The following is a 12,200-nucleotide window of genomic DNA, read 5'->3' on the forward strand; positions in this document are numbered from 1 at the left end:
GATTGCGGTATGCTAACGCCACTCTTATATCGGCCCGGTCAGCACGCCATGAAACAAGTTACCTTTGCCCCTCGCAACCACCAGCTTACCAACACCCGCACCTGGACCCCCGACAGCCAGTGGCTGGTGTTCGACGTCCGCCCGTCCGGCGCGTCGTTCACCGGCGAGACCATTGAGCGAGTGAACGTAAATAGCGGTACTGTGGAGACCATTTATCGTGCCACGCAAGGCGCGCACGTCGGCGTGGTGACTGTGCATCCCACCCTGGAGCGCTACGTGTTTATTCACGGCCCCGAGCGGCCGGATGCGCAGTGGCAGTATGATTTTCATCATCGCCGCGGAGTGGTGGCCTTTCAGGGGGCTGTCGAGAATCTGGACGCCATGGACATTACCGCCCCTTACACGCCCGGCGCGCTGCGCGGCGGCAGCCACGTCCATGTCTATAGCCCCAACGGTCAGTTCGTCAGCTTTACCTACAACGACCACGTGCTGCACGAACGCGACCCGGCGCTGGACTTACGCAACGTCGGCGTAGCGGCGCCGTATGGGCCGGTGACGCCGCAGGGGCAGCATCCGCGCGAATATAGCGGCAGCCACTGGTGCGTACTGGTAAGCCGTACGACACCGACTCCGGTGCCAGGCAGCGATGAGATTAATCGCGCCTATGAAGAGGGGTGGGTTGGGAACCAGGCGCTGGCGTTTATTGGCGATACCCTGGCGGAAAATGGCGATAAAGTGCCTGAGCTGTTTATTGTCGATCTGCCACAGGAAGAAGCCGGCTGGAAGCAGCCTGGCGGGGCGCCGCTGGCCGGTACCGCAACTACGATGCCGGCGCCGCCGGCGGGCGTCAGTCAGCGTCGTTTGACCTTCACCCAGCATCGCCGCTATCCGGGGCTGGTGAACGTTCCGCGTCACTGGGTGCGTGCCAATCCACAGGCGACGGCGATAGCCTTTCTGATGCGCGATGACGCCGGCGTGGTGCAGCTGTGGCTTATTTCACCGCAGGGGGGCGAGCCGCGACAGTTGACGTATCACGCATCGGGTATCCAGTCGGCGTTTAACTGGCATCCAACAGGAGAATGGCTGGGCTTTGTGCTGGAGGATCGGATTGCCTGCTGTCATGCCGGCACGGGGGAGATTACCTTTTTAACCGATGTGCACGGTCATCCGCCCTCAGCAGACGCGATCGTCTTTTCGCCAGACGGGACACAGATTGCCTGGATGGAGGAGGTGGACAGTTATCGCCAACTGTGGGTCACGCAGACCGGGCGATAACTTACTGGGCAGGCATCGACGCTGGCGGGATAACCGAGTTGGTCGCCAGCGTGGCCTTCTCGCTCTTTTCAACCCGCGATTTGATTGAGCTGTCGGTACGGAACATATCCCACGGCAGCAGCAGGGTATCCATGACGGCGGTGAAGGGCATATCCAGCGCCACCAGCGATTTCACACCCCAGTTGGTGTCGCTGTCCCCCAGCGTTTGCGCACTGGATCGTGTGCCCGGATAGGTTCCCTCTTTGCCACCGGTATGTGACATTACGCTGGAGCAACCGCTCAGGCTTATTATCCCGCTGAACAGGACCAGCTTTAACAGTCGTCTGCTTTTCATTGTTCTTCCATCGTCGTTTCGGGCGTTGAGATAACCTTTCAGCGGTTATATCGGGCCAACCCGTGAATGCATAGCGTTATTGCGCCGCACTGTGGCGGGCATCGCACTTTGCTTTTTGTGCTCCTCCCCCCAGTCTAAGCAATCATCGGTAAACTGCAAAAAAATTCGCCCTCAATCCCTTGAAAAGCACGGGGAGAAACCCATTTTATAGGTGTAACCCACTGAGAATACGCCTGAGGGGTATTCCGGATTACCGCGGCCTGTCCACGATGGAAGGTCATTTGATTCTCGCTGATTTTCAGGAGCTATTTACTATGCGTAACTTCGATCTCTCCCCGCTATATCGTTCAGCCATTGGTTTCGACCGCCTGTTCAACCTGCTGGAAAACAATCAAAGCCAGAGCAACGGCGGCTATCCTCCGTATAACGTCGAGCTGGTAGACGAAAACCACTATCGTATCGCTATCGCGGTGGCAGGCTTTGCCGAAAGCGAGCTGGAGATCACGGCCCAGGACAATCTGCTGATCGTCAAAGGCGCCCACGCCGCCGAGCAGAAAGAGCGGACCTACCTGTATCAGGGGATCGCCGAGCGTAACTTCGAGCGCAAATTCCAGTTGGCGGAAAACATTCACGTCCGCGGCGCCAACCTGGTGAACGGCCTGCTGTATATCGATCTGGAACGCGTGATCCCGGAAGCGAACAAGCCGCGCCGCATCGAAATCAACTAATTGCCCGTTTCAGGCCGCGTGGCGGCCTGATGTAACAACCTGCTCGCCGTCAGGGAGCAGATGCGAATTTACAGAATTCGCAGGTATTCACTCGCTTCATAGAAGGAGAAAACACTATGCGTAACTACGATTTATCCCCCCTGCTGCGTCAATGGATCGGTTTTGACAAACTGGCCAGCGCCTTGCAAACCGCCGGTGAAAGCCAGAGCTTCCCGCCCTATAACATCGAAAAAAGCGACGATAACCACTATCGCATTACCCTTGCGCTGGCCGGTTTCCGTCAGGAAGATCTGGATATTCAACTGGAAGGCACCCGTCTGTTGGTGAAAGGCACCCCGCAGCAGCCGGAAAAAGAGACCACATGGCTGCACCAGGGGCTGGTGAGCCAGGCCTTCAGCCTGAGCTTCACCCTCGCCGACAACATGGAGGTCTCTGGCGCGACCTTCACCAATGGCCTGCTGCATATCGATCTGACCCGCAATGAGCCTGAGCAGATTGCCCCGCAGCGTATCGCCATCAGCGAACGACCAGCGCTAAATAGTTAATTAAGCGAATAACTTATAAGGCCCCGATTTTCGGGGCTTTTTTGTGTGCGAGAGCGCAATAAACTTCCTTGCTGCAACGGGTGTTTCAGTTTAAAAAATAATCATACTTTGGGACTCACTCAAACAAGGATACGTTATGAACGAACAGCAGCCATTTGAAGCGATTAGAAAGAGCGATGAGGCGGGGCGGGAGTATTGGTCTGCCCGCAACCTTGGTCCCCTGCTTGACTATAAAGAGTGGCGGAATTTTTATAAGGTCATTGCAAAAGCGATAATTTCATGTGAGGCGAGTGGTCATCCCTCGGCAGACCATTTTGTTGAAACCAACAAAATGGTCGAATTAGGTTCTGGCGCCAGCAGGAATCTTGAAGATTTCCACCTCTCACGCTACGCCTGCTATCTGGTAGTGCAAAATGGCGATCCGTCGAAACCGGTGATTGCTGCGGGGCAAACGTACTTTGCCTTGCAAACCCGGCGCCAGGAATTGCAAGATGATCAAATATTTAAGTCTCTACGAGAGGATGAAAAGCGACTGTTCCTGCGCAATGAGCTCAAAGAGCATAATAAACATCTGGTTGAAACGGCCCAACGTGCCGGTGTTGAGACGACTCTTGATTTTGCTGTCTTTCAAAACCATGGCTATAAAGGTCTCTATGGTGGTCTTGACCAAAAAGCAATCCATGAGCGTAAGGGCCTAAAGAAAAGCCAAAAAATACTCGACTATATGGGATCGACTGAGCTCGCGGCCAACCTGTTTCGTGCTACCCAAACGGAAGAAAAACTACGTCGGGACGCGGTTGATTCGAAGCAACTCGCCAACAAAACGCATTATGACGTAGGGCAAAAAGTACGCCAGACTATTAAAGACCTGGGTGGCACTATGCCTGAAGCGCTTCCTTCCCCGGAGAAAAGTATTCAGCAACTCACTATCGCAGCGAAAAATAAGAACGCGCCTGAGTAGCGTATCTTACTCCATGATTATTGTGCGCCAGGCGGCATACAACCCGTCTGGCAGTGGTCATAATCCCTGTAGTTAATGGTGTTATTCACAGGGACGATACCATGAGTGAGATAGCATTGACGGTCAGCGTGCTGGCGCTGGTGGCGGTAGTGGGGTTGTGGATCGGCAATGTCAAAATCCGCGGCGTCGGCTTTGGCATTGGCGGTGTCCTGTTTGGCGGGATTATTGTCGGCCACTTTGTCGATCAGGCGGGTGTCGCCCTCAGCAGCCCGATGCTGCATTTTATTCAGGAATTCGGCTTGATCCTGTTTGTCTACACCATCGGTATTCAGGTGGGACCGGGCTTTTTCGCCTCGCTGCGGGTCTCTGGCCTGCGGCTCAATCTGTTCGCTATCCTTATCGTTATCCTCGGCGGCCTGGTGACCGCGGTGCTGCATAAACTGTTCAATATTCCTCTCCCGGTAGTGCTCGGTATCTTCTCCGGTGCGGTGACCAACACGCCAGCGCTGGGCGCCGGGCAGCAAATCCTGCGCGATCTTGGGGTGCCGTTCGAGGTGGTCGATCAGATGGGGATGAGTTACGCGATGGCGTATCCGTTCGGCATCTGCGGCATTCTGCTGACCATGTGGCTGGTGCGCCTGTTCTTCCGCATCAATGTGGAGAAAGAGGCCCAGCGGTTTGAAGAGAGCAGCGGCAACGGCCACGCTAATTTGCACACCATTAACGTGCGGGTGGAGAACCCCAACCTCAACCAGATGGCGATTCAGGATGTGCCGATGCTCAATAGCGACAACATCGTCTGTTCGCGGCTGAAGCGCGGTGAGCTGTTGATGGTGCCTGCGCCGGGCACCCTTATCCAGGCGGGCGACCTGTTGCACCTGGTGGGGCGACCGGAGGATCTGCACAATGCGCAGCTGGTGATTGGCCAGGAGGTGGCCACCTCGCTGTCGACGCGCGGCACCGATCTGAAACTCGAGCGGGTGGTGGTCACTAACGAAAAAGTGCTGGGGAAGAAGATACGCGATCTGCACGTTAAACAGCGCTATGACGTGGTGATCTCCCGGCTTAACCGGGCAGGCGTCGAGCTGGTGGCCAGCAGCAGCGCCAGCCTGCAGTTTGGTGACATCCTCAACCTGGTTGGTCGCCAGGAGGCGATTGACGCCGTGGCCGCCGAGCTGGGTAACGCTCAGCAGAAGCTGCAGCAGGTCCAGATGCTGCCGGTGTTTATCGGTATCGGCCTCGGGGTACTGCTGGGATCTATCCCGTTGTTTATTCCCGGTTTCCCTGTCGCGCTGAAGCTGGGGCTGGCCGGTGGGCCGCTGATTATGGCGTTGATCCTCGGGCGTATCGGCAGCATCGGCAAGCTGTATTGGTTTATGCCGCCGAGCGCCAACCTGGCGCTGCGCGAGCTGGGGATCGTGCTGTTTCTGGCGGTGGTCGGGCTAAAATCGGGGGGCGACTTTGTCGCGACCCTGACCCAGGGCGAGGGTCTGAGCTGGATCGCTTACGGCATTTTCATCACCGCCATCCCGCTGCTGACGGTGGGGATCCTCGCGCGCATGCTGGCGAAAATGAACTATCTGACGCTGTGCGGCATGCTGGCCGGCTCCATGACTGACCCGCCGGCGCTGGCCTTCGCCAACAATCTGCACGCCACCAGCGGCGCGGCGGCGCTCTCTTACGCCACCGTCTATCCGCTGGTGATGTTCCTGCGGATTATCACTCCGCAGCTACTCGCCGTGCTGTTCTGGGGGCTGAGCTAGCGGGCTTTGCGCCTGGACGCGGCGCAGGTGGTAATCCACCTGATACTCGCTGGCGTTGCGGAACATGACGGAATAGTTAAGAAACTCGCCGCTGTCGCTGTAGGAAAGGGAGGTAATACGCAGCAGCGGCGTCTGCTCCGGGACGTTCATTGAGCGCGCCAGCTGCTTGTCCGCCAGCACTGGCGTCAGCGTTTCATAATTCCCGCTGATGATGATCCCGCACTCCTTCTCAATATAATCAAATTTCGAACCCTCCAGATGGCTCAGCGACAGGTTGCGGAACAGCTTCACTGGCATATAGCTATCCTCCAGCATCAGCGGCTTACCATCGACGTAGCGCACCCGCCGTGAGAAGTAGATCCGTTCATCAATTTTAATCCGCAGCAGGCTGGCGATGGCCGGCGGGGCAGGCATCACCTCGAAGGCCAGCACCTGGCTTACTACCTCTTTGCCCTGCTTGCGCAGCACTTCCGCCAGGCCGGTGAGATTGCTGGTTTCATGATGGACGTCCTTACGCGCCACGAACGTTCCCGAGCCGTGGCGACGCACAACCAATCCCCAGTCCACCAGCAGGTCGATGGCTTTGCGGATAGTCATGCGCGCCACCCCGAACTCCTCGGCCAGTTTTTTCTCTCCCGGTAGCGGGCTACCGATGGCGAAGTCGGCGGAATTCAGCCGCAGCCGCAGGCGGTCAGCAATGGATTTGTAGATCACCAGTAGTCCTCTTGTGCAGGAAAGTGGAATGTCGCTTTCTTCTCTTTTCGTTAAAAAAATAGATTTATTACAAGTGATTAGTACACATTCATTTCGTTAATTCCACTGCCTGACTTATCGATGCCTAACTTTTGTTATCGAAGTAGACAACTTTGGCCAAATTAAAACCATGAATGGGATCACGAATCGCAACGGCGCGGCATGTTGTCGGACGGGCAAATTTCTATTCTCGAGTCAGGCCGGTAATCAAGAAAAAGAAGGCCACTCACCCTACGAGTTGTTACATGAGGATTTTCAAATGCTCAGTCAAATACAACGCTTTGGCGGCGCCATGTTTACCCCGGTTTTGTTGTTTCCTTTTGCCGGGATCGTGGTCGGTATCGCCATCATGCTGCGCAACCCGATGTTCGTCGGAGAAGCGCTGACCGCACCCGACAGCCTGTTTGCCCAGATCGTTCACATCATTGAAGAGGGCGGCTGGACCGTCTTTCGTAATATGCCGCTGATTTTCGCCGTCGGTCTGCCGATCGGCCTGGCGAAACAGGCCCAGGGCCGGGCCTGTCTGGCGGTGCTGGTGAGTTTTCTCACCTGGAACTACTTTATTAACGCCATGGGGATGACCTGGGGCCACTTCTTCGGCGTCGACTTTTCCGTTGAACCCACGGCAGGCAGCGGCCTGACGATGATTGCCGGGATCAAAACCCTCGACACCAGTATTATCGGCGCCATCGTCATCTCCGGTCTGGTGACGGCCCTGCACAATCGCTATTTCGATAAACCCCTGCCGGTGTTCCTCGGCATCTTTCAGGGATCATCGTTTGTGGTCATTGTCGCCTTCCTCGCGATGATCCCCTGCGCCTGGTTGACCCTGCTCGGCTGGCCAAAGGTTCAGCTGGGCATTGAATCGCTGCAGGCCTTCCTGCGCTCAGCCGGGGCGCTTGGGGTGTGGGTCTACATCTTCCTTGAGCGCATTCTGATCCCCACCGGTCTGCACCACTTCGTCTATGGCCCGTTCATCTTTGGCCCGGCGGTGGTGGAGGGCGGTCTGCAGGTCTACTGGGCGGAGCATCTGCAGGCGTTCAGTCAGAGTACGGAACCGCTGAAGACGCTGTTCCCGGAGGGCGGCTTTGCCCTGCACGGTAACTCGAAAGTGTTTGGTTCGGTGGGGATTGCGCTGGCGCTCTACTTTACCGCCGCGCCGGAAAACCGCGTCAAGGTCGCTGGCTTGCTGATCCCTGCCACCCTGACCGCGATGCTGGTCGGGATCACCGAACCACTGGAGTTCACCTTCCTGTTCATCTCGCCGCTGCTGTTTGCCGTTCACGCGGTGCTGGCGGCGACCATGGCGACGGTGATGTACATCTGCGGGGTGGTAGGCAATTTCGGCGGCGGCCTGCTTGATCAATTCTTGCCGCAAAACTGGATCCCGATGTTCCATCACCACGCCTCGATGATGTTCATTCAGATAGGCATCGGCCTCTGTTTCACCGCCCTGTACTTCGTGGTCTTCCGCACCCTGATCCTGCGTCTGAACCTGAAGACGCCAGGCCGGGAAGAGAGCGAAATCAAGCTCTACAGCAAGGCCGATTACCAGGCGGCACGAGGTAAAACCACGGCCGCCGCCGCGCCAGAGACCCGGCTGGGTCAGGCCGCTGGCTTCCTGCAGGCCCTCGGCGGCGCCGACAACATTGAAAGCATCAACAACTGCGCCACCCGACTGCGCATCGCGCTGGTCGATATGGCGAAAACGCAAAGTGACGACGTCTTTAAAGCGCTGGGCGCCCACGGGGTAGTACGCCGCGGCAACGGGATTCAGGTTATCGTCGGCCTGCATGTTCCCCAGGTGCGCGACCAGCTGGAAAACCTGATGAAAGATTCTCTTTCGACCGAACATACCACCATGACGGAGGCAGTATCATGAAAAAATTCTCAGTTGTTATCGCAGGCGGCGGCAGCACCTTCACCCCGGGCATTGTTCTGATGCTGCTGGCAAACCAGGATCGTTTTCCGCTGCGGTCGCTGAAATTTTACGACAACGACGGCGCGCGGCAGGAGACCATCGCCGAGGCGTGCAAAGTGATCCTCAAAGAGCAGGCGCCGGATATTCAATTCAGCTATACCACCGATCCGCAGGCGGCGTTTACCGATGTTGATTTCGTCATGGCGCATATCCGCGTCGGTAAATATCCGATGCGTGAACAGGATGAGAAAATCCCGCTGCGCCACGGCGTGCTGGGCCAGGAGACCTGCGGACCGGGGGGGATCGCCTACGGTATGCGCTCTATCGGTGGCGTGCTGGAGCTGGTGGATTATATGGAAAAATACTCGCCGAACGCCTGGATGCTCAACTACTCCAACCCGGCGGCGATTGTGGCGGAAGCCACCCGGCGTCTGCGGCCAAACGCCAAAATCCTCAACATCTGCGATATGCCGATCGGCATTGAAGGGCGGATGGCGCAGATTGTCGGCCTCAAAGATCGCAAACAGATGCGCGTGCGCTACTACGGCCTCAATCACTTTGGCTGGTGGACGTCGATTGAGGACCTCGACGGCAACGATTTGATGCCGAAGCTGCGCGAGTATGTGGCGAAATATGGTTATGTGCCGCCCTCTAACGATCCGCACACCGAGGCCAGCTGGAACGATACCTTTGCTAAAGCGAAAGACGTGCAGGCGCTGGATCCGCAGACCATGCCGAACACCTACCTGAAATATTACTTGTTCCCGGACTACGTGGTGGCTCACTCCAACCCGGAACGCACCCGCGCCAACGAGGTGATGGATCATCGGGAGAAAAACGTCTTCAGTGCCTGCCGGGCGATTATTGCCGCCGGGAAATCCACTGCCGGCGATCTGGAGATTGACGAGCATGCGTCGTATATCGTCGATCTGGCGACGGCCATCGCCTTTAACACGCAGGAAAGGATGCTGCTGATTGTGCCAAACAACGGCGCGATCCATAACTTTGACGCCGACGCGATGGTGGAGATCCCGTGCCTGGTGGGTCACAACGGACCGGAACCGCTGACGGTCGGCGACATCCCGCACTTCCAGAAAGGGATGATGAGCCAGCAGGTGGCAGTGGAAAAACTGGTGGTCGATGCCTGGGAACAACGCTCTTACCACAAGCTGTGGCAGGCGATTACCCTGTCGAAAACCGTACCGAGCGCCTCGGTGGCGAAAGCGATCCTCGACGACCTGATTGCGGCCAACAAAGATTACTGGCCTGAGCTGCATTAATCCCCGCTGTTTGACCGGCGCCCGCGGGGCGCCGGTTCTTCTCCCCGGTTCCTGATTTACGCTATGCTGAAGCCTGCCTGCGCGATGAACAAGGAACTGTAATGAAAATCTCCCGCCTCGGCGAAGCGCCAGATTACCGCTTTTCGCTGGCTAACGAACGCACCTTTCTGGCGTGGATCCGCACGGCGCTCGGTTTTCTGGCCGCTGGCGTCGGCCTTGACCAGTTAGCGCCGGACTTTGCCACGCCGCTGATCCGTGAAATTCTTGCCCTGCTGCTGTGTCTCTTTGCCGGCGGCATGGCCATCTATGGCTATCTGCGCTGGCTGAATAACGAGAAGGCGATGCGTCTGAAACAGGACCTTCCCTATACCCGCACGCTGCTGGTGATTAGCATCCTGCTGTTGGCGGTGGTGGCCGCGGTGATGCTGCTGGTGGTGTATGGCGGATAAACGCCGGGCGCGGCGGGAAGGCGATCCGGGACTACAGCCAGAGCGCACCTCGCTGGCCTGGTTTCGCACTCTGTTGGGCTATGGCGCGCTGATGGCGCTGGCGATTAAGCACAGCTGGCACCGCGCCGGCCTACCGTTCTGGCTGTCGATCGGCGTGCTGGCGATAGTGGCGGTGATCCTCTGGGGCTATACCCGTCGTCGTCATCTGATGGACGTCGATGACAGCGATTTTTTTCAGCCGCGGGCGGTTCGTGACAAATTTTTGATCGCTCTCGCAGTACTTTCTCTGGCATTCCTGTTTGCTGTTACTCACCTTCAACAGATCGTTTTATTCATTAGGGATATGTCATGACAGGATGTCCGGCGAATTTGCCTCTCACTCATGCCCCCGGCCAGCAACATGACACTCCCTTTCAGGCTGTCGTGGTGGAGGCGCATCATTGCCACCAGCCGCAGGCGTTCTATGCGCAACTGCGTCAACAGGGTCTCACCGCTATCCATTTTATTCCGCAGCTGGCGGCCGGCGACGCCGCGCTCTGGGGTGAGTTTCTCTGTGCTGTCTTTCACCGCTGGGTGCGGGAAGATATTGGGCGAATCAATATTTTGCTGTTTAGTGAGACGCTGAGCGCCTGGTGCGGCGAGACGCTGACCCAGCCAGGCGCGCCAGCGGCCAACAGCACCTGCTACGGCTGCCCGTGGCTGCGCCTGTGCCGCTGCGGCGAACAGGAAGACCCGCTGTGCGCGGGTTACCGGCAGTTCTACGATCTTAGCGGGCCTTATATGCGAGTGATGCGAGATTTACGCCGACAGCAGCGGCCGCCAGAGGCGCTGATGCCGCTGCTGCGCTGAAGGTTAGCGCCCCTTCGCCAGATATTGCGCCATCTCCTCTTCCGGCACCATACCGCCGCCAGTGGCCCACACCAGGTGGGTGGCCTGCTGCAGCTGTTGCTCACTCAGCCCCTGCAGCTGATGGTACGCCTGGCTGGCGCAGACCCGCTGCGGTCCGGCCATTCCGGCCAGCGCGGACGGTTCAAGGCGAATGTTTTCCGCTGTCGCCAGCCAGCCCAGCATGTCGTACATCGTCTGATCATCAAGGGTATACAGGCCATCGAGCAGGCGCTCCATCGCCCGGCCAACGAACCCGGAAGCGCGGCCGACCGCCAGACCATCGGCGGCGGTCAGGTTATCAATCCCTAAATCCTGCACCGCAATCTGGTCGTGGAGCCCGGTATAGATGCCGAGCAGCATGCATGGCGAATGGGTCGGTTCGGCGAACAGGCAGTGAACGTGGTCGCCGAAGGCCAGCTTCAGGCCGAATGCCACGCCGCCGGGGCCGCCGCCAACGCCGCATGGCAGGTAGACGAACAGCGGGTGATCGGCATCGACCACACGCCCTGCTTTGGCAAACTGCGCCTTCAGGCGCTCGCCGGCTACGGCATAGCCGAGGAACAGCGTGCGCGAGTTTTCATCATCGATGAAAAAGCAGTTCGGGTCGGATTCCGCTGCCTTGCGTCCCTGTTCGACCGCCACGCCGTAGTCCTCTTCATATTCAACGACCGTCACGCCGTGGCTGCGCAGTTTGGCCTTTTTCCATGCTCTGGCATCGGCAGACATATGTACCGTAACCTTAAAGCCGATGCGCGCGCTCATGATGCCGATCGACATCCCGAGGTTGCCGGTGGAGCCGACGGCGATGCTGTACTGGCTGAAGAACTGTTTAAATTCCGGCGTCAGCAATTTGCGATAATCATCTGCGGTACTGAGCAGCCCGGCTTCCAGCGCCAGCTTTTCCGCATGGGTCAGCACTTCATAAATCCCGCCGCGTGCCTTAATGGAACCTGAAATCGGCAGATGGCTGTCTTTTTTTAGCAGCAGTTCGCCGCTAATCGGCTGGCCGAACTTTTGCTCAAGGCTGCGTTTCATTGCCGGAATGGCAACCACTTCCGATTCGATAATCCCGCCGGTGGCGGCCGTTTCCGGGAAAGCTTCCGCCAGATAGGGCGCGAAGCGCTGAAGGCGGGCATGGGCGTCTTGCACATCGTCGGCGGTCAGACCGACGTAAGGTAACCCTTGCGCCAGGGTGGTGGTGGCCGGGTTAAACCAGGTGGTTTCTTTCAGGGCGATCAGATCCTGCACAAGCGGGAAGGTCGCGGTTAATTGGGTCAGGTCAGCGTTTTTCATATTACGTCTC

The 12,200-nt window shown here is 57.7% G+C and carries 13 protein-coding genes and 1 other annotated feature; of the genes, 10 read left to right on the forward strand and 3 right to left on the reverse strand.

What is annotated here, in order from left to right; all coding sequences use genetic code 11:
* Positions 1 to 48: 48 nt before the first annotated feature.
* Positions 49 to 1,275, forward strand: coding sequence for a DUF3748 domain-containing protein (locus tag CWM58_RS25780; RefSeq protein WP_100682112.1), 1,227 nt, complete (start codon positions 49 to 51; stop codon positions 1,273 to 1,275).
* Between the two features lies 1 nt (position 1,276).
* Here the strand turns inward: CWM58_RS25780 and CWM58_RS25785 are convergent, their stop codons facing one another.
* Complete coding sequence (locus CWM58_RS25785) at positions 1,277 to 1,609, reverse strand: YceK/YidQ family lipoprotein (protein WP_061152886.1); 333 nt, start codon at positions 1,607 to 1,609, stop codon at positions 1,277 to 1,279.
* A 245-nt stretch (positions 1,610 to 1,854) separates the two neighbouring features.
* Positions 1,855 to 1,930, forward strand: a sequence feature (ROSE (Repression Of Heat Shock gene Expression) occurs in the 5'-region of heat shock genes and acts as an RNA thermometer to modulate expression.).
* Here CWM58_RS25785 and ibpA point away from each other — a divergent pair.
* The 4 genes from ibpA (at position 1,924) to CWM58_RS25805 (ending at position 5,606) form a co-directional block, all read left to right on the forward strand.
* Positions 1,924 to 2,337, forward strand: a complete 414-nt coding sequence (gene ibpA, locus CWM58_RS25790) for a small heat shock chaperone IbpA (RefSeq protein WP_004151523.1) — start codon at positions 1,924 to 1,926, stop codon at positions 2,335 to 2,337. It overlaps the preceding feature by 7 nt.
* Positions 2,338 to 2,453: 116 nt before the next feature.
* Positions 2,454 to 2,882: a small heat shock chaperone IbpB gene (gene ibpB / locus CWM58_RS25795; protein WP_100682113.1), complete on the forward strand. Its 429-nt coding sequence runs from the start codon at positions 2,454 to 2,456 to the stop codon at positions 2,880 to 2,882.
* Between the two features lie 136 nt (positions 2,883 to 3,018).
* Positions 3,019 to 3,843 (forward strand): DNA damage-inducible protein D, encoded by an 825-nt coding sequence (gene dinD / locus CWM58_RS25800; protein WP_009308837.1) that lies wholly within the window; start codon positions 3,019 to 3,021, stop codon positions 3,841 to 3,843.
* A 101-nt stretch (positions 3,844 to 3,944) separates the two neighbouring features.
* Positions 3,945 to 5,606 (forward strand): putative transporter, encoded by a 1,662-nt coding sequence (locus CWM58_RS25805; protein ID WP_100682114.1) that lies wholly within the window; start codon positions 3,945 to 3,947, stop codon positions 5,604 to 5,606.
* On the opposite strand, the gene CWM58_RS25810 is transcribed toward CWM58_RS25805, so the two are convergent.
* Positions 5,574 to 6,320, reverse strand: coding sequence for a GntR family transcriptional regulator (locus tag CWM58_RS25810; RefSeq protein ID WP_008806752.1), 747 nt, complete (start codon positions 6,318 to 6,320; stop codon positions 5,574 to 5,576). The two genes, CWM58_RS25805 and CWM58_RS25810, sit on opposite strands and share 33 nt — an antisense overlap.
* A gap of 298 nt (positions 6,321 to 6,618) precedes the next feature.
* On the opposite strand from CWM58_RS25810, the gene CWM58_RS25815 reads away from it, so the two are divergent.
* From CWM58_RS25815 to CWM58_RS25835, 5 genes are all read left to right on the forward strand, one after another.
* Positions 6,619 to 8,241, forward strand: a complete 1,623-nt coding sequence (locus CWM58_RS25815) for an alpha-glucoside-specific PTS transporter subunit IIBC (RefSeq protein WP_008806753.1) — start codon at positions 6,619 to 6,621, stop codon at positions 8,239 to 8,241.
* Positions 8,238 to 9,560 (forward strand): 6-phospho-alpha-glucosidase, encoded by a 1,323-nt coding sequence (locus CWM58_RS25820; RefSeq protein ID WP_025711345.1) that lies wholly within the window; start codon positions 8,238 to 8,240, stop codon positions 9,558 to 9,560. Before CWM58_RS25815 ends, CWM58_RS25820 begins: the two co-directional genes overlap by 4 nt.
* Before the next feature lie 101 nt (positions 9,561 to 9,661).
* Entirely contained in the window at positions 9,662 to 10,009 is a 348-nt protein-coding gene (locus tag CWM58_RS25825) for a YidH family protein (protein WP_002923305.1), read from the forward strand.
* Positions 9,999 to 10,361 (forward strand): DUF202 domain-containing protein, encoded by a 363-nt coding sequence (locus tag CWM58_RS25830; RefSeq protein WP_100682115.1) that lies wholly within the window; start codon positions 9,999 to 10,001, stop codon positions 10,359 to 10,361. Before CWM58_RS25825 ends, CWM58_RS25830 begins: the two co-directional genes overlap by 11 nt.
* A gap of 74 nt (positions 10,362 to 10,435) precedes the next feature.
* The gene (locus CWM58_RS25835; RefSeq protein WP_032430009.1) at positions 10,436 to 10,858 is read left to right on the forward strand and encodes a hypothetical protein; all 423 of its coding nucleotides are present in this window, start codon (positions 10,436 to 10,438) and stop codon (positions 10,856 to 10,858) included.
* A gap of 3 nt (positions 10,859 to 10,861) precedes the next feature.
* On the opposite strand, the gene dsdA is transcribed toward CWM58_RS25835, so the two are convergent.
* A complete protein-coding gene (gene dsdA, locus CWM58_RS25840) occupies positions 10,862 to 12,190 on the reverse strand; it encodes a D-serine ammonia-lyase (protein WP_100682116.1) in 1,329 nt (442 codons plus the stop codon).
* Between the last annotated feature and the right edge of the window lie 10 nt (positions 12,191 to 12,200).

Origin of the sequence: Klebsiella sp. H-Nf2, assembly GCF_002806645.1 — a bacterium.
GTDB lineage: Bacteria > Pseudomonadota > Gammaproteobacteria > Enterobacterales > Enterobacteriaceae > Klebsiella > Klebsiella variicola.

Excerpts from the sequence above, each read along its gene's own strand:
- CWM58_RS25805 (WP_100682114.1), top strand. The coding sequence starts at position 3,945 with ATGAGTGAGATAGCATTGACGGTCAGCGTGCTGGCGCTGGTGGCGGTA.
- dsdA (WP_100682116.1), bottom strand. The coding sequence starts at position 12,190 with ATGAAAAACGCTGACCTGACCCAATTAACCGCGACCTTCCCGCTTGTG.
- CWM58_RS25785 (WP_061152886.1), bottom strand. The coding sequence starts at position 1,609 with ATGAAAAGCAGACGACTGTTAAAGCTGGTCCTGTTCAGCGGGATAATA.
- ibpB (WP_100682113.1), top strand. The coding sequence starts at position 2,454 with ATGCGTAACTACGATTTATCCCCCCTGCTGCGTCAATGGATCGGTTTT.
- dinD (WP_009308837.1), top strand. The coding sequence starts at position 3,019 with ATGAACGAACAGCAGCCATTTGAAGCGATTAGAAAGAGCGATGAGGCG.
- CWM58_RS25820 (WP_025711345.1), top strand. The coding sequence starts at position 8,238 with ATGAAAAAATTCTCAGTTGTTATCGCAGGCGGCGGCAGCACCTTCACC.
- CWM58_RS25815 (WP_008806753.1), top strand. The coding sequence starts at position 6,619 with ATGCTCAGTCAAATACAACGCTTTGGCGGCGCCATGTTTACCCCGGTT.
- CWM58_RS25825 (WP_002923305.1), top strand. The coding sequence starts at position 9,662 with ATGAAAATCTCCCGCCTCGGCGAAGCGCCAGATTACCGCTTTTCGCTG.
- CWM58_RS25830 (WP_100682115.1), top strand. The coding sequence starts at position 9,999 with ATGGCGGATAAACGCCGGGCGCGGCGGGAAGGCGATCCGGGACTACAG.
- CWM58_RS25780 (WP_100682112.1), top strand. The coding sequence starts at position 49 with ATGAAACAAGTTACCTTTGCCCCTCGCAACCACCAGCTTACCAACACC.
- ibpA (WP_004151523.1), top strand. The coding sequence starts at position 1,924 with ATGCGTAACTTCGATCTCTCCCCGCTATATCGTTCAGCCATTGGTTTC.